The 17,231-nt window shown below is 62.7% G+C and carries 17 protein-coding genes; 6 read left to right on the forward strand and 11 right to left on the reverse strand.

The annotated features are described in order from the left end of the window. The first annotated feature begins 153 nt into the window (after positions 1 to 153). Together C4K39_RS15175 and C4K39_RS15180 are read left to right on the forward strand one after the other, a co-directional pair. Entirely contained in the window at positions 154 to 1,515 is a 1,362-nt protein-coding gene (locus tag C4K39_RS15175) for an amino acid permease (RefSeq protein ID WP_124346845.1), read from the forward strand. Between the two features lie 9 nt (positions 1,516 to 1,524). Then, on the forward strand, positions 1,525 to 2,808 hold the full coding sequence (locus C4K39_RS15180; RefSeq protein ID WP_124346846.1) for an FAD-dependent oxidoreductase: 1,284 nt from the start codon (positions 1,525 to 1,527) through the stop codon (positions 2,806 to 2,808). On the opposite strand, the gene C4K39_RS15185 is transcribed toward C4K39_RS15180, so the two are convergent. Continuing rightward, positions 2,784 to 3,635 (reverse strand): isocitrate lyase/PEP mutase family protein, encoded by an 852-nt coding sequence (locus C4K39_RS15185; RefSeq protein WP_068576882.1) that lies wholly within the window; start codon positions 3,633 to 3,635, stop codon positions 2,784 to 2,786. The two genes, C4K39_RS15180 and C4K39_RS15185, sit on opposite strands and share 25 nt — an antisense overlap. 110 nt (positions 3,636 to 3,745) lie before the next feature. Here C4K39_RS15185 and C4K39_RS15190 point away from each other — a divergent pair, with 110 nt between their 5' ends. Next, entirely contained in the window at positions 3,746 to 4,639 is an 894-nt protein-coding gene (locus C4K39_RS15190; protein ID WP_068576885.1) for a LysR family transcriptional regulator, read from the forward strand. Positions 4,640 to 4,698: 59 nt separating this feature from the next. Next, a complete protein-coding gene (locus tag C4K39_RS15195; protein WP_124346847.1) occupies positions 4,699 to 5,619 on the forward strand; it encodes a LysR substrate-binding domain-containing protein in 921 nt (306 codons plus the stop codon). Here the strand turns inward: C4K39_RS15195 and C4K39_RS15200 are convergent. Next, the gene (locus C4K39_RS15200) at positions 5,613 to 6,521 is read right to left on the reverse strand and encodes an MBL fold metallo-hydrolase (RefSeq protein WP_124346848.1); all 909 of its coding nucleotides are present in this window, start codon (positions 6,519 to 6,521) and stop codon (positions 5,613 to 5,615) included. The genes C4K39_RS15195 and C4K39_RS15200 overlap by 7 nt on opposite strands. 203 nt (positions 6,522 to 6,724) lie before the next feature. On the opposite strand from C4K39_RS15200, the gene C4K39_RS15205 reads away from it, so the two are divergent. Together C4K39_RS15205 and C4K39_RS15210 are read left to right on the forward strand one after the other, a co-directional pair. Continuing rightward, complete coding sequence (locus C4K39_RS15205) at positions 6,725 to 7,336, forward strand: LysE family translocator (protein WP_068576891.1); 612 nt, start codon at positions 6,725 to 6,727, stop codon at positions 7,334 to 7,336. Between the two features lie 201 nt (positions 7,337 to 7,537). Continuing rightward, entirely contained in the window at positions 7,538 to 8,134 is a 597-nt protein-coding gene (locus C4K39_RS15210) for a transglycosylase SLT domain-containing protein (RefSeq protein ID WP_068576893.1), read from the forward strand. Positions 8,135 to 8,172: 38 nt separating this feature from the next. Here C4K39_RS15210 and C4K39_RS15215 read toward each other — a convergent pair whose 3' ends face one another. The 9 genes from C4K39_RS15215 to C4K39_RS31665 form a co-directional block, all read right to left on the reverse strand. Further along, positions 8,173 to 8,571 carry a hypothetical protein gene (locus tag C4K39_RS15215; protein WP_124346849.1) on the reverse strand — a complete coding sequence of 133 codons (399 nt, stop codon included), beginning with the start codon at positions 8,569 to 8,571 and terminating at the stop codon, positions 8,173 to 8,175. Further along, the gene (locus C4K39_RS15220; RefSeq protein WP_124346850.1) at positions 8,568 to 9,134 is read right to left on the reverse strand and encodes a hypothetical protein; all 567 of its coding nucleotides are present in this window, start codon (positions 9,132 to 9,134) and stop codon (positions 8,568 to 8,570) included. The genes C4K39_RS15215 and C4K39_RS15220 overlap by 4 nt, the downstream gene beginning before the upstream one ends. 339 nt (positions 9,135 to 9,473) lie before the next feature. Beyond that, the gene (asnB, locus tag C4K39_RS15225) at positions 9,474 to 11,306 is read right to left on the reverse strand and encodes an asparagine synthase (glutamine-hydrolyzing) (RefSeq protein WP_124346851.1); all 1,833 of its coding nucleotides are present in this window, start codon (positions 11,304 to 11,306) and stop codon (positions 9,474 to 9,476) included. A 148-nt stretch (positions 11,307 to 11,454) separates the two neighbouring features. After that, on the reverse strand, positions 11,455 to 12,123 hold the full coding sequence (phzG, locus tag C4K39_RS15230; protein WP_124346852.1) for a phenazine biosynthesis FMN-dependent oxidase PhzG: 669 nt from the start codon (positions 12,121 to 12,123) through the stop codon (positions 11,455 to 11,457). Further along, the gene (locus C4K39_RS15235; protein ID WP_124346853.1) at positions 12,120 to 12,956 is read right to left on the reverse strand and encodes a PhzF family phenazine biosynthesis protein; all 837 of its coding nucleotides are present in this window, start codon (positions 12,954 to 12,956) and stop codon (positions 12,120 to 12,122) included. The genes phzG and C4K39_RS15235 overlap by 4 nt, the downstream gene beginning before the upstream one ends. A 2-nt stretch (positions 12,957 to 12,958) precedes the next feature. Continuing rightward, entirely contained in the window at positions 12,959 to 14,872 is a 1,914-nt protein-coding gene (locus C4K39_RS15240; RefSeq protein WP_124346854.1) for an anthranilate synthase family protein, read from the reverse strand. Continuing rightward, positions 14,869 to 15,492: an isochorismatase family protein gene (locus tag C4K39_RS15245; protein ID WP_124346855.1), complete on the reverse strand. Its 624-nt coding sequence runs from the start codon at positions 15,490 to 15,492 to the stop codon at positions 14,869 to 14,871. Before C4K39_RS15245 ends, C4K39_RS15240 begins: the two co-directional genes overlap by 4 nt. A gap of 15 nt (positions 15,493 to 15,507) precedes the next feature. Continuing rightward, positions 15,508 to 16,704, reverse strand: coding sequence for a 3-deoxy-7-phosphoheptulonate synthase (locus C4K39_RS15250; protein WP_124346856.1), 1,197 nt, complete (start codon positions 16,702 to 16,704; stop codon positions 15,508 to 15,510). Positions 16,705 to 16,730: 26 nt separating this feature from the next. After that, positions 16,731 to 17,222, reverse strand: a complete 492-nt coding sequence (locus C4K39_RS31665; RefSeq protein ID WP_178083967.1) for a PhzA/PhzB family protein — start codon at positions 17,220 to 17,222, stop codon at positions 16,731 to 16,733. Positions 17,223 to 17,231: the final 9 nt, after the last annotated feature.

Here is a 17,231-nt window from a genome sequence, read left to right on the forward strand (position 1 = left end):
GGCCATGCCAGGGCCGTTGCCCCTGGCATGGCAAAAAGGAAAGCAGGGCAGCCAAGGACCGGGCGTGCAGGCAGCCGCAGGGCGCAAGTCGAGCAGACGGCGCTGCGGGCAGCCAACAGCTAATGACCAATAACAATTAGGCTAACCAACAAAATGGCAAACAAACTCCTGAGCTCGCGCCAGATATCGTTCATGGCTCTGGGCATGTCCATCGGCGTAGGGCTCTTCCTGGGCTCGGCCTCGGCCATCAAGTCCGCGGGCCCCTCGGTCCTCCTGGCTTACATCCTCAGCGGAGGGATCATCTATCTGATCATGCGGGCACTGGGCGAAATGACCGTGCACAACCCGGTATCCGGCTCCTTTGCCGCTTATGCCCATGAATACCTGGGGCCTTATGCCGGGTTCCTCTCCAGTTGGAACTACTGGATCCTGATGGTTGGGGTTGGGGTCGCGGAGTCCACGGCGGTGGGCATCTACATGAAGACCTGGTTCCCCGAGGTGCCGCAGTGGCTGTGGGTCGGCGCCTCGATCGCTTCGATCTGTGCGCTGAATCTGCTGGCAGTGCGGGCCTTCGGTGAAGTCGAGTTCTGGTTCGCCCTGATCAAGGTCGCGACCATCCTCGCCCTTGTCGCCGGTGGCTGCATGATGATCGTCTTCGGTTGGGGCAACGACGGCGTGCCCCTGGGGCTGTCGAACCTATGGCAACACGGCGGCTGGTTTCCCAACGGCGCGAGCGGCTTGCTGGTGGCGCTGCCCATCGTCGCCTATGCTTTTGCCGGCGCGGAGATGATCGGTATCGCCGCCGCCGAATCGGACAATCCGCGCAAGACCATTCCACGAGCCATCAACTCGGTGGTGTGGCGCATCCTGCTGTTCTACGTGGCGGCGATCGCAGTGATCCTGGCGATCTATCCGTGGAATCAGATCGGTACCCAAGGTAGCCCGTTCGTCACGACCTTCGAGCGCCTGGGCATTCGCCAGGCGGCGGGCATCATCAATTTCGTGGTGATCACCGCCGCGTTGTCCAGCTTCAACTGCATCCTGTTCAGCGGTGCGCGCATCCTCAAGAAGCTGGCCGACGAAGGGCAGGCGCCGCGCCTGTTCCAGAAGGTCCGGGCCAATGGCATCCCGGCGCGTGCGGTCTTCGCCACCGTGGCCTGCATGACTTTTGGCGTGGTGCTCAACTATGTGGTACCCGACCAGGCGTTCGGCTACATGATGTCGCTGCTGGCATTCAACGTGGCCTCGACCTGGGGCATGATCGCCGCGACCTACCTGGCGTTCCAGAAGCGCGGCAAGCGCGAAGGCTGGGTCTGCGAGTTTCCCCTGCCGTTGTCCCGGGTAGCGCCGGCTGCTTGTCTGCTGTTCGTCGGCTTCGTCGTGTTCATGCTGGGCTACGAATCCGAGACTCGGGTTTCGCTGTATGCCGGGGCCGTCTGGACGCTGTCGATCTCGATCCTCTATGTCTTGAACTGCCGCGGCATGAAAGCGCGGGCCGTCTCTGCCCAAGCCTAAGGACCTGACATGCATATCATCGTTGTAGGCGCCGGTGTCACCGGGGCCGCCACCGCACTGGCGCTGATTGGCGAGGGCCATAGCGTGGAGATCATCGAGGCCGCGCCAGCCCCCGCGACCGGTGCCAGCTTCGCCAATGCCGGCCTGGTATCCCCCGGCCACTGCTTTAGTTGGGCCGAGCCGGGTGTGGTGAGCGTCGCGTTGAAGTCCCTCCTGGGCTTTGGCGACGGTTTTGGCATTCATGGTCCCTGGACCGGCGCCCTTGCAAGATGGGCGACCCTGTTCGCCCGCGAGGCGAGGCCTGAACGCTGGCTGGCCAATTCCAGGGCTGCTTTGGCCCTGGCCGGTTACTCTCGTGACTTGCAGTTCAGTGCGAACCTAGTCCTACCCAAAAGCTACGGCGGTCGACAGGACGGCATTCTTTATCTGTACGGCCAGGGGCAGGAGCCCGGTCCCCAGGACGCCAGCTTGCTGCAAGAGGCAGGAGAGTCGTTCCGCGAACTGGATGCCGCCATGCTACTGGAACGCGAGCCGTTGTTGCGCAGTGCGCGGGTGACCTTCGCCAAGGGTGTCTATTGTCCGGGAGACGGCACCGGGGATGCGGCGCGCTATACCGCGGCGGCACTCGAGCAGGCCGTGGCGCAGGGCGCGGTAGTGCGTTTTGCCGAGAAGGTGTTGGGGTTCGACATTAGCCATGGCGTCGCCAGGGCCGTGCACACCAACCACGGCGAGAGGCGCGGCGATGCGATTGTCGTCAGCGCCGGCCTGGCTTCGCGTAGGTTATTGGCGCCCATCGGCTTGCACCTGCCGATCCATCCCGTCACCGGCTATTCGATTTCCTATCGGCAAGGTGGCCAAGCGCGACCGAGCGTGGGGGCGGTATCGATTGCGCACAAGGTGGCCTGGGCCGCGTTTGACGACACACTGCGTTTCACTGGTTTCGCCGATGTGGGGATTCCCAGCGATTCGACGGTGGCCAAGCGCTTTGCCGCACTGCAACGCTTCGCCGCCCAGGTTTGCCCGGATATCGAGGCCCTGGCGCCGCAGAAGTGGGTCGGGCAGCGCCCGATGACCCCGGACAACCTGCCGTTCCTTGGCACCAGTCCGGTCCGCAACCTGCTGCTCAATTGTGGCCATGGCGCCATGGGCTGGACCATGGCCTGCGGTTCGGCACGGATCGTCAGCGACTTGATCGCCGTACGCCGGCCAGCCCTCGACCTGCAACCCTACCAGTGGGATCGCTACAGGTTGCTGGGCCGACGTCCGCGTCAGCCGCGGTCCAGTTCCAGGTAGTGGCGGGTGCGCACAATCTCCTCGCGTTCCTTGAAGCTGGTGAGCCGGCTGGCCAGGGCCGAGCTGTCGCCGGTGCTGCGGATCTGCGCCAGCACCTGCTGCGTCGCATGGATCGCTGCGCGCTGCAGGTCGGAAGGAATGATGATGAGCTGATAGCCCAGTGCTGCCAGCTCCGCGGCCGGCATCATGGGCGTCTTGCCGCCATGGAACATGTTGATCAGCTTGGGGCCGGGGATGCGTGCGGCGATCTGCCGGATCTGCTCGACGGTCTCGGGCGCCTCGACGAAGATCATGTCCGCACCGGCGTCGATATAGCGCTGCGCGCGCTCCAGTGCCGCTTCGAACCCTTCCACGGCAATGGCATCGGTACGGGCGATCAGCAAGAGGTCCGGATCGTCCAGGGCCTGGCGAGCCACACGGATCTTGCTGCACATCTGCGCGCTGTCGATCAGGGATTTGTCGTCCAGGTGCCCACAGCGCTTGGGAAACGACTGGTCTTCAAGGTGCAACGCCGCCACGCCCGCGCGTTCGAAGGCCCTTACGGTCCTGGCGACATTGGCGGTGCCACCGAACCCAGTGTCGGCATCGGCGATCACCGGCAGGGCGCAGCCGTCGACGATCTTTTCGACGCGCTCCAGGACTTCACTGAAACTCAGCAGGCCGATGTCCGGCAGGGCTGCGGAACGGGCAATGGCGCCGCCACTGGCATAGACCGCCGAGAACCCGGCCAACTCCACCAACCGGGCCGTAAGCCCGTCATAGGCACCCGGAGCGACCAGGCATTCGCCAAGGGCTAGCAGGTCACGCAGTTTCTTCGTGCTTTTCATGGGGCCTCCCAAGGTCGAACTGTCTTGTTCAATGGATGAGGCGAGCTTGGACTTGGCTAATGGCTATGTCTAATATTCTATTTATTCACTATTGGAACCTTTTACATTTCATGGAACTCCGGCACCTGCGTTATTTCGTGGCCACAGCCCAGGCACAGAGCCTCACCAAGGCTGCACAGGCACTGCACATCGCCCAGCCACCGCTGGGCCAGCAGATACGTGCCTTGGAAGAAGAGATCGGCACGCCCTTGTTCCATCGCCAAGGCCGCGGGATAGTCCTGAGCGATGCTGGCAAGGTGTTCCTGGAGTGCGCCCGGGATATCCTGGCCCGCGCCGACGAAGCCAAGGGCAGGGCGCTACGGGCCGCGCGGGGCGAGATCGGCACCCTGACGCTGGGCTTTACCGAGTCGGCCTCGTTCAATGAGGGGATGACTTCGTTGCTCAGCCGCTACCAGCAACGCTACCGGCATGTGCAGATCAACCTGGTCGAGGGTAATAGTGAAACCCTGGTCAACCGCCTGCTGCTCAGGGAGATCGACGCTGCCATTGTCCGGCCGCCTTTTGCCGGAGTCGGCGATATCGCCTTCCAGGTGCTCAGCCAGGAGCCGCTCATGGTGGTGCTCCCTGATGGCCACGAGCTGCTGGAGCGCCAGGAGCTGAGCCTGGAGGACCTGCGTGACGAGCGCTTCATCCTCTATTCGCGCAAGTCCGGTTATGGCTTGAGCGCCGACATCGTCACCGAGTGTCGGGCCCGGGGATTCAACCCGAAGATCCATCAGCAGGCGCCACAGGTCTCGTCGGCGGTCAATCTGGTGTCGGCGGGCATGGGTATCGCGATCGTGCCGGCATCCATGCAGAGAATGACGCGCCCCGGGCTCAACTTTCGCGCACTGGCGTTGGCCAGCCCGAGGGCGACCCTGGGCCTGGCCACACGCTCGGCGGCGCAGTCCGCGGTGATCGACGCTCTGCTGCAGTGTGCCCGGGACTACCTGGACGGTTGCTGATCGATCCGACGGCCCGGCAGCGATATCATCAGCCCCCCCAATTGCCGTACTGGTGAGCCATGGCTTTTCCGCCACTGAACAGCATCAAGGTCTTCGAGTCGGTCGCGCGCCTGGGCAACCTGGCGGCGGCAGCGGTCGAGCTGCATGTGACGGCGGGAGCGGTGAGCCAGCAGCTCAAGACGCTACAGGGCGCCTTGGCCGTCGAGCTGTTCGAGAAGCGTGGCCGGCAACTGGTCTTGACCGACGCCGGGCGAGTGTTCCATCAACGTATCGCCCATGCCCTGACGGATATCGGCGATGCGGTGGCGGTGTTGCAGGCTCCTGCGCAAGCGATGCCCGGCGTGATCGAGCTGACCCTTTCCCTGCCACCGCTGGAGGGCATTGCCTGGCTGACTCCCGCGTTGTTCCACTTCATGGAGCAGAACCTCGGGGTCAAGCTCAAGGTCATCTCGGCCAGTTACTTCAACCAGGTCGATTGGCGCAAGGCCGATATCGCGGTGGTCTATGGTACGCCGCCCTGGTCGGGGTTCTGGTGGCGCTTGCTCCACGGCATTCGCCTGGCGCCGGTGTGCAGTGCGCAGTATCTTCGGGGCCCACGGGCCATCCGCAGCGTGGCGGATCTGGCCCGACATCGCCTGCTCCATGAGGACAACGGTGCCCAGTGGGGCCAGTGGCTGGCGGAAGCGGGGGCGACCCTGGGTGGATTGTCCGATGTCTATTTCGAAGATTTCGGCCTGGTGCTGCAGGCCGCCCGAGAGGGGTTTGGCGTAGCCCTCAGCGATGAGCTGGTCTCGGTCCGTGACCTTGAAGAAGGGCGACTGGTCGCCCCCCTGGCTATCTCGTCGGCTGCCGTGCACAACTACTACTGCGTTTGCGCCGAGAGCCAGCGAGCCCGCCCCGAGGTCATGGGACTGATCGAGTGGCTGGCCAGCACCGTGCAGTCCCGGGCATCGAGCTCCGACTGGGCGCAGGATCAGTAGCCAAACTCCCGGCCGTCGGTGAACTGGATTCCCGTCAGGATGCTGACGCCCTTGTCCACCTCGTGGAGCTTGGCCCGGCGGATGAGTTCGGGATCGGCAAATGCCTGGCCAGGGTCCTGGCCGGCACGGATTCGCTGCATGGCATCGCGGATCTTCACGACCTCGTCGCGATCCATGCGTGGCACCCGGTTGGGGTCATCACCGGCGTGAGCGCCATAAAGGACGGTGTCCTGGTCGATCGACTGCAAGGTCGCGTCAAGGGACGCCAGGTAGTCATCGAGGTTGCCGACCAGCAGCCAGGATGGGTAGAGATGGTCGCCGGTGAGCAGGATGTCATGGTTTTGGTCATACAGCATGACTTCATCCCGGGTATGCCCGGGGACACTGAGCATCCTCAGCTGCAGGCCGCCCAGGTCGATCACTTGTCCAGGCTGGATCAACCGTTCGACCTTGAAGGGGGGGAGCACCAGATTGTCGAACTGGCCCAGGTGCACGGCTTCGGGAACCTGGTACAGGCCGTCGCTGCGTTGCAAGCTGCGGGTGAACGGCAGGTCGGGCAGGTAGATGCTGCTGAAATGGGGCAGGCCCCCCAGATGATCGAAGTGCAGGTGCGAGGGCAGGACGGAGACCGGCTTGTCCGTCAGTTGGCCAATGACCTGGATGATCTCTTCTCCCTGGTTGGCCCCGGCATCGAACATCAACGCCCGATCCTTGCCGATGAACAGGTAGGAGTAGTTCTTCTGGTAGTAGCCCGGCTCGCCCAGGGCATACAGGTGTTGGGCGAGGCGATGCACCACGAAACGGCCGGTTTGGCCGGCGTTATCGGCGCCATGGGCAAAGGCCGCGGCAAGCGCCAGGCCGATGCCGGCGAGCGCCCTGGGTAATCCTGCAAGTCTTGGCACGGTTGTGCTCCTGGTACTGGCCCGGACATCGGGCTTGATGGGGCGCCCATGTAATCCGAGCGCCGCGAGCCGCTACAAGCCATATGTTCTCAAGCAGCATGCTGCAGTTTTACTAAAGCGTGGAGCCGAGAGGGGCATTGATCCAGTGGCCGGCTCAATGCGAGGATCCGGGACCACATGACAGTGCCTGGGAGATTTCACACATGAGCGTGACGGCTTCAATCTGGTTCTTCGCCGTGCCATTCGCGATTGCGGCGGCTATTCCCGGTCCTGCCCAGGCAGCGATGTTGGGGCAGGTGGTCGCCCGTGGGGCCAGGTCGACCTTGCCTTTCATCGGCGGCATGGTCATGGGCAACGCACTGTGGTTGCTGGTCGCCACCCTGGGGCTGGCCGCACTGGCGTTACGCTTCGAATACCTGTTCATCGCCGTGAAATGGCTCGGCGTGGCCTTCATCCTGTTCATCGCCTGGAAACTGTGGTCGAACAACACCGCACAACCCCAGGAACCACCGCAGCGTTCGGCCAGCCGAGGTTTGCTTGCCGGTGCGCTGCTGACCTTGAGCAACCCCAAGGCCGTGGTGTTCTTCGGTGCCGTGTTGCCCCATGCATTCGACCTGACGACGTTGTCCTGGTCCGAAGTGATCTTCATTACCGCACTGGGCGTCGGTATCGACCTCAGTATCCAACTGGCCTACCTGCTGGCCGGAGCGCGGCTCAAGCGGGCGATCCAGTCGCCCAGGGCCATGCGGCGCCTGAACCGGACCTCGGCCGGGGTCATGACCGGCTGTGCCGGCTGGATGGCGATCTCACGCTGAAGCGGATGCAGTGCCTGGTCGGTAGAGGACCATCGGCATGACAGGGATTGGCCCGTGGTGCCGGATGGGGCCGTGCAAGCTGTGTCGCGAGTTGCAACACAGCTGTTTGAGCTGGCGTATCGCCGGCTGATGGCAAAGTGTGTATAAAGCTTGGCCCGAAGGGCAGCACTCCATGCCCGCGCCAAAGGAAAAACTCCCTCCATGCATCGGCTCCTGCCTCTCGTCCTGCTCCTGGCCCTTGCCGGGTGCGCTACCAAGCCTCCGGCAAACCCCGAAAATCTCTGCGAGATCTTCCGGGAAAAACCGAAGTGGCACGAAGCGGCGTTGAAGATGAACCAGCGCTGGGGCGCACCGATCCAGGTGCCCATGGCCATGATGTACCAGGAATCTTCCTTCAAGCACGACGCCTTGCCGCCGCGCTACTACTTCCTCGGGTTCATTCCCTGGGGCCGGGTCAGCACCGCCTACGGCTATGCCCAGGCCAAGGACGAGACCTGGGCCGACTACAAGAAGGATGCCGGTGGCTGGGGGGCGAGCCGCGACAACTTCGCCGATGCCCTGGATTTCATGGGCTGGTACATGCAGAAGAGCTACAACGTCAACCGCACCTCCAAGTGGGACGCCTACGGCCAATACCTGAACTACCACGAGGGCTGGGGCGGCTATCGCAATCGCAGCTATGACGCCAAGCCGTGGCTCAAGACCGTTTCGCAGAAGGTCCAGGCTCGCGCTTCGCTGTTCGGTGCCCAGTACAAGAGCTGTGAGCAGGAACTGTCGCGCGGTGGCTGGTTCTGGTGACGTTACGACGCTGAGCCGAGGTTGCCGTTGGCGCCTGCCTAGGGCTCCATAGCCACGCCGTAACAGCGGCCACTGGCGGAAAAGTCCCTGATCAGCCGCGCCTTGTCGACGATGGCCGAGAGGGTGCAACTGCCCGGATGGTTGACATCGTCCCAGTAGTTGGTATTGACCATCACGTTGCCTTGCATTTCGCTGGTGCTGCCGACCACTTCCTTGCTCACGTAGCTGGTATTGCGATACCACTGCATCGTCACCAGGCTGCGGTCGGCGGAGGGTTGCATGTCCGTGGGAGGACCGAGGAACTGGATGATTTCCTTCGCGTCGCGACCGTTCCAATGATGGCTGGCCTGCAGTTCCGGCAGGCTCTTGCAACCGGCCAGCAGTGATAGGAGCAGCGCCGGGAGCAGTCGGTAGCGGATCATTGTCGTGGATTTCATGGCGCGCTGTTGCCGAGCATCGTATCCAGGTCGCGCACTGCCTGGCTGTTGGCCTGGACGCCGCGCAGATGCATGAACATTTCCTTGACGGTGGCGACCATCTGCGCGTTGGTCATCTTGCCCAGTGGCAGCATCTGGTTGTTGCTGCGATTGCCGGGGGCACAGACGAAGGCAAAGGTACGCTGGAGCCAGTAGTCGGATTTCGCCGGGTCGATCCAGCCCTTGATAGTCGTCACGTCCTTGATGGCGTAGTCGAGGCGGCTCATGGCCCTGGCGCTGTCGAAACGCACCTGGCGTTCCTTGCATTTGTACTGGATCTCGTAGACCGCAAGTTCCGGCATCCTCCGGTCCTCGAAAATCTGCATCATCATGGCCAGCTGCACACCTTTGGGTTGTTGCTGGATGGCATCGGCATTGGCGATGAAGATTTCGTTGTTATAACGCTCGCCCTTGCCGTAGACGATCCAGTAGTCCCCGGTACCCTGGGCCAGGGCGGCGGTGCTGGTGCACAGCAAACCGAGTGATAACAGCACCTGCCTGGCGCAGCGCAGTGGGCTCTCCATGATGTTTCGTTCCTTGATTGATGAATCGTCGGTCCATCGACCGCGCAAGTAGATAACTATAGTCAGGCGCCAGGATACCGGTCGATTAGGGCAGATGTGCTAATAGCCCATGGCTGCCATGGATGGCTCGCGTTGTGCCCAGGAACAGTTCGCCAGGTGAACGACGGCCACGCCCTGGGCTTGCCTGGAGCGCCAGGTGCGAAGTGACGGTAATTATCGGTGCCGGAGTGCAAGAGGCTTGCCGGGTTGGCGATGCACTTGCCGCAAGGCAAGTGCAGGCCAAGGTGGAGCGGGGTGGCCGGAATACTCAACCGGTGAACCGGCCGTCCCAGGTGGCTATCAGGCCGAAAGCCCGTGCAAGCGCAGCCAGGCATCCAGTGCCAGCGCGGTTTCCAGGCTGTGCCGGCTTATCTGTGTATTGAAATGGCCCTCGGGTTTGCGCAACTCCTCGGTGATATGGGCCTGGGATACGATGCCGAACACAGGGTTCCCGGTGTCCTTGAGCAACTCTTGGGCGCTGCGCCGCAGGAAGCGTTCATAGCCCAGATCGGCGGAGGTCGGATAAGGACTCTTGCGACGATTGAGAATCTCCTGCGGCACGTAGTCGGCGCAGGCCTGCTTGAGCAGCCATTTCTCCTCGCCATCCTTGCTCTTGATCGACCACGGCACGTTATAGATGTACTCGACCAGTTCGTGATCGGTGAACGGCACGCGTACTTCCAGGCTGTTGCACATGCTCAGACGGTCCTTGCGATCCAGCAGCATCACCATCCAGCGTTTCAAGTGCATGTGGCACAGCTCGCGCATCCGCCGTTCTTGCGGGCTGTCCTGGGCCAGGTGTTCGACCTGGCGCAGTGCATCCTGATAGCTCGCCTGCTGGTACTGCTCCAGATCGCACTGGCCGTTGAAGTCGGCATTGATGAAGCCCGCCGGCAATTTCACCCGCGACGACCACGGAAAGCTCGCGCCGGCCACGACTTTAGGATCGCGGAACCAGCCATAGCCACCGAAGACTTCATCGGCACCTTCGCCCGAGATGGCCACCGTGGAGTGCTTGCGGATTTCCCTGAACAACAGGTTCAGCGAGGTATCCATGTCGCCGAAGGTGAAAGGCACGTCCTTGGCGCGGAACACCTCTGCGCGCGCCAGGTCGGAGATCAGTGATTCGTTATCGATGACGACCGTCTGGTGCCGGCTGCCGATGAACTTGGCGGCCAACAGGGCAAAGGGTTGATCCTGGTCGGGACGCAGGTCGTCGCTCTTGAACTGCTCGGATTGGCCAGTGAAGTCCACCGAGAATGAATTGATGTCCCCACCGGTCCTGGCCTTTTCCAGACGCTGCCCGATAGCCGTGAGCGTGGTGGAGTCGAGCCCGCCGGACAGCAGCGAGCACACCGGAACGTCGGCATGCAATTGCGAACCCATTGCATGGGTGACCAGTTCGCGGGTCCTTTGCACGGTCGTCTGCAGGTCGTCCTGGTGCTCCTGGCGGCGTACCTGCCAGTAGCTCTGGACCTTGATCTGCCCATTGGGGCGCCAGGACAGGAGATGGCCGGGAAGCAACTCCACCAGGTTCCTGAAAGGCGTCTGGGCCGTTCCCTTCGACAGTGTGAGCACATCGACCAGCCCGGTCACATCCAGCCCCGCGCTGAACTCCGGGTGAGCCAGGATGGCCTTGATTTCCGAGCCGAAGAGCAACCCTTCACGGTGTTTTGCATAGAACAGCGGCTTGATCCCCAGGCGATCGCGCACCAGGAGCAGGTGGCCGTCGCGTCCGTCGAACACCGCAAAGGCGAACATGCCGATCAGGTGATCGCAGCAACGCTCGCCCCATTCCAGGTAGGCATGCAGCACCACTTCGGTATCGCTGCGGGTCTGGAACTCATGGCCCATCTGCCTTAGCTGGCTGCGCAACGCGTCGTGGTTGTAGACCTCGCCGGTGTAGACCAGCGACACCTCCTGGCCATCCGAAAAACGATAAACCATTGGCTGGGTACCACCGCTCAAGTCGATGACCGCCAACCGCCGATGACCCAGAAGGGCGTGCCGGTGTTTCCATACACCTTCGGCATCCGGCCCGCGCAGCGCGAGCGTATTGGTCATGGCACGAATCGCCGGGTCTTCCCCGTCGAGCCTGCGCGTATAGTCTACCCATCCTGTGAGACCGCACATTTAGCAACTCCTGTTATTAGTCATTGAACCGCGCAAGGCCGCCGGGAAGTCTCAAGTGACTCGTGCCAAGTGAAAAACGCAGCAACGGACATGTCCTCCCCAACGCCGTTCCTCAACGCGGCAGATCCCGTACAAACACTTGCATCATTCAGGGTTGCAAACGCCGCACCTGCCAGCCCGCATCGCAGCGGTCATAGCGCAAGCGCTCATGCAGGCGCTCTTGCCCGTTACCCCAGAACTCCAGGGACTCAAGCTGCAGCTCGAACACGCAATAGCCCTCGGGACGAGGCAGCGGTCCTTCGATGTCGGCCAGCTGGTTAGCGGCGTCGCGCATGGCCTGAATATCTTTCAGGTCCTCGCTCTGACGCGAGACCGAGGACATGGGGTGCGTGGCATAAGGCCGGTTCAGCCAGGCCGCATCGGCCTTGCTATCCGGCTGGCGTACGGCCCGACCGTTGAGGATGATCTGCTGGCTGGTCTCGCGCCAGTACAGTACCCCGGAGGCCCAAGGGTTCTGGGTCAGCTCGCGGCCTTTCTGGCTGCCTGCGTGGGTGCTGAACACCAGGCCTTTGTCGGTGATCTCGCTGATCACCACGATGCGCGTCGAAGGCCGCCCCTGGCTGTCGGCGGTGGCCAGGGCCAGGGCCTTGGGTTCACGGATGCCTACCCGGCGGGCACGCTCCAGCCAGTTACGCAGAACCCCCATGGGGTCCTCCGGCAGGGTCTGGTACTCGGGAAACGGCGCATCCAGTGTGCCGGTCAGCGATTCCGACATGCCTTTGCCCAACAGTGGATTGCCTTGTGCTGAACTGCTCATAGAACGATGGTCCCCCTTCCGAACGTAACGCCGTTACCTGAAACTTCCACCTGCGTCAGCTGATCGGCACGGCCATCGGCCCTGGCGAACATCAGCGAAGGACGGCCGATTTCCACACCCTGGAGAATCTCGATCTGCTGGCCGAACTCGATCTGGCCATGACGCGCCAGGTGAATCGCCAGGGGCCCTGCAGCAGAGCCAGTGGCCGCATCCTCGACCACGCCATAGGCCGGCGAGAACATCCGGCTGCGCCAGCGGCGCCCCGAACCGGCAAAGCAGTTGATGGCCATGTCGTGGAAGTTCGACAGGGCACGGTGGTCGGGGTGCAGGGCGGACAACGCCTCGATGCTCGGCAAGCCGACGAACACGTGGCGCGGGCCGTTGTGATAGATCTCGATGGGAAAGGTCGAAGACTCGATGCCCAGGGCCTTGAGCAACTCGGCATCGCGATCCAGGGCCTTCCAGGTCGGGATCGGCTGGCCCATGCTGGCGGCGATCACGGTGCCGTTCTGGCGCTCCAGCTCGAAGGCGATGGTGCCCATCTGGGTTTCCAGGTACAGCCGATGATTTTCGGTGTGGGCACCCAGGGCAACGGCCGTACCCAGCAATGGGTGGCCGGCGAAGGGCAGCTCATTGACCGGGGTGAAGATCCTGATCAGCCAGTCACCGCCATTGCGTGGCTTGAGCACGAAGGTGGTTTCCGACAGGTTCATTTCCCGGGCGATGCGTTGCATCTGGGTTGCGCTGAGGTCGTCGGCGTTGAAGAACACCGCGACCGGGTTGCCTTCCAGCGGGACGCTGGCAAAGGCGTCGATGATGACGTATTCGTGCATGGTTATCTCCCGGCTACCGAAGTGTTGCTGCCGGCGGTGGTATGGATGAGAGCGTGGCGCAGCAGGTCGGCCATGATCCGCGGACCTTCCTGGGTCAACAGCGATTCGGCGTGGAACTGCATGGAGGCGAACGCCGGCCCGCGCAGGGCATGTACTTCGCCGGTCTCGCTGTCGCGACTGATTTCGACGGTACCAATGCCGTCGATATCCAGGCGATCACTGCCGCTCTGGGCGGCGAAGGTGTTGTAGAAACCCACCCGCTCGGTATTGCCGAACAGATCGATCTGCTTTTGCACGCCCTGGTTGGGAATCGCCCGGCGCTGCAGCTCCAGGCCCAGGCACAGGCTCAGCACCTGGTGGCTCAGGCAGACCGCCACGAAAGGCCGCTGTTCATTGAGCAGGGTGCGGATGGCCAGGTGCAGGTGGTTGATCTTCGGCTGCTCGACCTCGCTGGGGTTGCCAGGGCCCGGGCCCATGATCACCAGGTCATAACCGTCGAAGCGGTAGGCATCGTTGTAGCTGCGTACCGTCACCACCAGGCCCAGGGCGCGCAATTGCTTGGCGATCATCGAGGTGAAAGTGTCCTCGGCATCGACGATCAGCACCTGGCGGCCATTGAAGTCGCCTTGCACTTGTTGGCGCTGCTGACTGTCCATCAGCCAGAAGTCCGACACATAGGCATTGCGGCTGGCCAACGCGGCACGCACCTGCAGATGATTGCCGAAACGCGATGGCGTCTGGTTCTTCAACGCGGCAATCAGGCCGGCAGCCTTGGCCCGGCTCTCGGCCGCCTCGCCCAGCGGGTCGGAATGGCGAACGATGGTCGAGCCGACGCTGATTCGTACCTGGCCCTGGTCATCGATGTCCGCGGTGCGGATCAGGATCGACGAGTCCAGGGAGCGCCCACCCTTGCCGTCGCTGCCGATCAGCGCCGCCATGCCGCTGTAGTAGCCGCGGCCCTGGGGCTCGTAGCGCTGGATCACCCGGCAGGCGCTCTCCAGCGGGCTGCCCGTGACGGTGGGGGCGAACAGGGTCTCGCGCAGGATGTCGCGTACATCGCGACGGGTCTTGCCTTCGATGAAGTACTCGGTGTGGGCCAGGTGGGCCATCTCCTTCAGATAGGGACCACGCACATGGCCACCGTCTTCGCAGATGAGCGCCATCATCTTCAGCTCTTCGTCCACCACCATGTACAGCTCTTCGGCTTCCTTGCGATTGGCCAGGAATTCCATGACCTCGGCCAGGTTGGGGCCGGCAGGCGGATAGCGATAGGTGCCACTGATGGGGTTCATCACCGCCAGGCCATCCTTGACGCTGATATGGCGCTCGGGGGAGGCACCCACGAAGGTACGGTCACCGGTGTGAATGATGAATGTCCAATAGGCGCCTTTTTCCCGCTCCAGCAGGTGACGGAAGAACGACAGGGCCTTGGCCGGGCCGTACTCGCTGATTTCCGCCAGGAAGGTGCGCTTGATCACGAAGTTGGCGCCTTCCCCGGAGCCGATTTCATTGGCGATCACCTGGCTGACGATCTCGGCATAGGCTTCGTCGCTGAGGTCGAAGCGTTCGCTGCCCAAGTGGATCGACTCATCGGGCAACAACCCCAGCAATTGCTCGATGCCGATGGACTGTTGCTCGGTGATGGTCATCGCCAGCAATGGCGATTGGTCATCCACCGCCTCGAAGCCACGTTCGGCGATCTGCCGGTAGGGAATCAGCGTCAGTACGTCCAGGCGCGGCTCGCCGATGTTGGTGGCCGGCAGCTCGATGTCGGCCAGGCGCTGCGGTTGCGACATCGTCCCCGACAGCACGTCCAGCACGCCGGGACCATTGGATTCCGGACGGTAGAGCAGGGCAAAAGGCCCGGGTGCCGGTTGCAGGATGCGCTCGATGAGCGGGGTGTTGGCCTGGTTCATAGCACCACCTCATCGGTGGTCACGACCATGGCGCAGCGGCTGGCGGCATATTCGATGGCCATCCAGTGGTACTCCTTGCTGAAGTCGGCGATGGCATCAGCCACCAGGAACGGCTGGATATCGTTGGAATAGGCATCCACGGTGGAGATCAGCACGCCTACATGGGCATACACGCCACAGAGCACCAACTGATCGCGACCGCTGTCGCGCATGCGCTCGAGCAGGTCGGAATTGAAGAACGCGCTGTAGCGCCACTTGGTCAGTTGCCAGTCGCCGGGACGCGGCGCCAGGGCTTCGACCACCTCGCGGTCGCCGGGGCTGGCTTGCATGCCTGGGCCCCAGAAGTCCTTGAGCAGCCCGCGTTGTTTTTCGCTCATGCTGCCCGGTTGCGCGGTGTAGGCCACCGGTACCTGGTGGTCGATGGCCCATTGGCGAATGCGTGCGGCATTGCCCACTACGCTTTCGCGCAGGGGCTCGGGCAAAGGCCGCAGGAAGTAACGCTGCATGTCATGCACCAGCAGTACGGCGCGTTCGGGATCGATCTGCCATTGCGCGAGGTTGACGGGCAAGTCGCGGGAAGTGGGCAGGTCGTAGGGGACGATCGATGGAATGCCGGTCATGGCAACGAACTCCAGTCAATAAATGGCGGGGGAGGGCGAGTTTTGCCAGGCCATTACCGCCGTGACGGCTTGCCCTGGCGTCAGCCGCGGATCGCACAGGCTCTCGTAGCGGTTGGAGACCCGATCCAGCTCCCTGGCATCGAAAACGCACTCGCTGACATCATCGGGGGTGGTCTCCAGGTGCAGGCCGGCCGCCACGCCCCCCGCCGCGGTCACGGCGTGCTTGAAGGCGATGATTTCCTCGCTGATGGTGCGCACCATGCGGGTCTTGTTGCCGCAAGGGGCGACGATGGTGTTGCCGTGCATGGGGTCACTCAGCCAGATGACCTTGTGCCCGGCACTGCGCACGGCCTCCACCAACGGTGGCAAGCGATCGCCGACCTTGTGTGCCCCCATGCGGGCAATCAGGGTCAGGCGACCCGGCTCGCGCCGCGGGTCCAGTCGGTCGCACAGGCTCAGGATCTGGTCCCGGGTGATGTCCGGGCCGACCTTGCAGGCCACCGGGTTGAGCACTTCGCTGAGCAGCGCCACGTGGGCTCCGGTCAATTGCCGGGTGCGTTCGCCGATCCATGGCCAGTGGGTCGAACCGAGAAAGACCCGGCCCTGTTCATCCTGGCGAACCTGGGGCAGTTCGTAGTCGAGCACCAGCATTTCGTGGCTGGTCCAGGCTGGGGAGCCGGTGAGTGGCTTCTGGTCCGCGGACTGGTTCCACCCCAAGTGCTGCATGATGTCCTGTGCCGCTCTATAGCCGCGGACCAGGCGCTGGGCGTCGTGCTGGCGATGAATGTCGAGGGCCTCGCGGCCGTTGACCATGTCGCCGCGATACACCGGCAACTCGATATCGCCGATGCGCTCACTGTTGTTGGACCGCGGCTTGGCGAATTGCCCGGCAATTCGCCCCACCCGTACCACCGGTTGTTGGGTCACCAGGCGCAGAGCGCCGGCCAGCATATCCAGCACGGCAGCTTTGCGGGCGACATCGCCGGGAGAGCTTTCATTCATGTCTTCGGCGCAATCACCGCACTGGATGACCATCGCTTCACCGGCCGCAACTCTGGCCAAGGTGGCACGCAATACCAGGACATCCTCGACTCGAATCAGCGACGCGCTGTCTCGCAGGTAGGTCTTCGCGTCGTGCAATTGCGAGGGTTCGCTCCATTGAGGTTGCTGGAACGCTTCACAACTAAGAACCCGTTTCAGTAAGTCTTCCATGATGCGATCACTCTCCCTAGGGGGAATTAAGTAGGTATGCCTTCACGCTTGATTTGCGGCACCGGAATACCCAGGGCGCGCAACTGCTGGAAGACATTCATGAACTCACGGTTTTGCTTGATCTTGCCGTCCTGCAACTCGAAAGAATGCAAGAAGTGGTTTTCGTAATAACCTTCGGGATACCCGGGGAACAGGATCTTGCCGTGGCCATCACATTCCACCCAAATATGATTGGGATCATCGGTTTCAAATATCTGAATGTTGTACCACTCCCAATCCGGGAAGCACTTGAGCGACCAGACCGCATGTTCAGCCAACTTGGCCTTGCCGTTGATGGCAATTGGCGCCCCAGTATCGGTGGTCCACAGGCCGCCGGAGCCGTCTTCGGTGAACAGTTCGTGGCGGCGCAGGCGATCCTGGCCCTTGGTGTGCATGTATTGCTCTACCGTGGCGCGGTTTTTGCGCCGAAGTTCTGCAGTATCGTGTTCGTTTAGTTGTCGGGCTGCACTAGCTGGCATACTCATTCT

It is taken from the genome of Pseudomonas sessilinigenes, assembly GCF_003850565.1.
Classification (GTDB): domain Bacteria; phylum Pseudomonadota; class Gammaproteobacteria; order Pseudomonadales; family Pseudomonadaceae; genus Aquipseudomonas; species Aquipseudomonas sessilinigenes.

Excerpts from the sequence above, each read along its gene's own strand:
- C4K39_RS15185 (WP_068576882.1), bottom strand. The coding sequence starts at position 3,635 with ATGAAAAGCACGAAGAAACTGCGTGACCTGCTAGCCCTTGGCGAATGC.
- asnB (WP_124346851.1), bottom strand. The coding sequence starts at position 11,306 with ATGTGCGGTCTCACAGGATGGGTAGACTATACGCGCAGGCTCGACGGG.
- C4K39_RS15250 (WP_124346856.1), bottom strand. The coding sequence starts at position 16,704 with ATGGAAGACTTACTGAAACGGGTTCTTAGTTGTGAAGCGTTCCAGCAA.
- C4K39_RS15235 (WP_124346853.1), bottom strand. The coding sequence starts at position 12,956 with ATGCACGAATACGTCATCATCGACGCCTTTGCCAGCGTCCCGCTGGAA.
- C4K39_RS15175 (WP_124346845.1), top strand. The coding sequence starts at position 154 with ATGGCAAACAAACTCCTGAGCTCGCGCCAGATATCGTTCATGGCTCTG.
- C4K39_RS15245 (WP_124346855.1), bottom strand. The coding sequence starts at position 15,492 with ATGACCGGCATTCCATCGATCGTCCCCTACGACCTGCCCACTTCCCGC.
- C4K39_RS15240 (WP_124346854.1), bottom strand. The coding sequence starts at position 14,872 with ATGAACCAGGCCAACACCCCGCTCATCGAGCGCATCCTGCAACCGGCA.
- C4K39_RS15190 (WP_068576885.1), top strand. The coding sequence starts at position 3,746 with ATGGAACTCCGGCACCTGCGTTATTTCGTGGCCACAGCCCAGGCACAG.
- C4K39_RS15195 (WP_124346847.1), top strand. The coding sequence starts at position 4,699 with ATGGCTTTTCCGCCACTGAACAGCATCAAGGTCTTCGAGTCGGTCGCG.
- C4K39_RS15210 (WP_068576893.1), top strand. The coding sequence starts at position 7,538 with ATGCATCGGCTCCTGCCTCTCGTCCTGCTCCTGGCCCTTGCCGGGTGC.
- C4K39_RS15215 (WP_124346849.1), bottom strand. The coding sequence starts at position 8,571 with ATGAAATCCACGACAATGATCCGCTACCGACTGCTCCCGGCGCTGCTC.
- C4K39_RS15220 (WP_124346850.1), bottom strand. The coding sequence starts at position 9,134 with ATGGAGAGCCCACTGCGCTGCGCCAGGCAGGTGCTGTTATCACTCGGT.
- C4K39_RS15205 (WP_068576891.1), top strand. The coding sequence starts at position 6,725 with ATGAGCGTGACGGCTTCAATCTGGTTCTTCGCCGTGCCATTCGCGATT.
- C4K39_RS31665 (WP_178083967.1), bottom strand. The coding sequence starts at position 17,222 with ATGCCAGCTAGTGCAGCCCGACAACTAAACGAACACGATACTGCAGAA.
- phzG (WP_124346852.1), bottom strand. The coding sequence starts at position 12,123 with ATGAGCAGTTCAGCACAAGGCAATCCACTGTTGGGCAAAGGCATGTCG.
- C4K39_RS15180 (WP_124346846.1), top strand. The coding sequence starts at position 1,525 with ATGCATATCATCGTTGTAGGCGCCGGTGTCACCGGGGCCGCCACCGCA.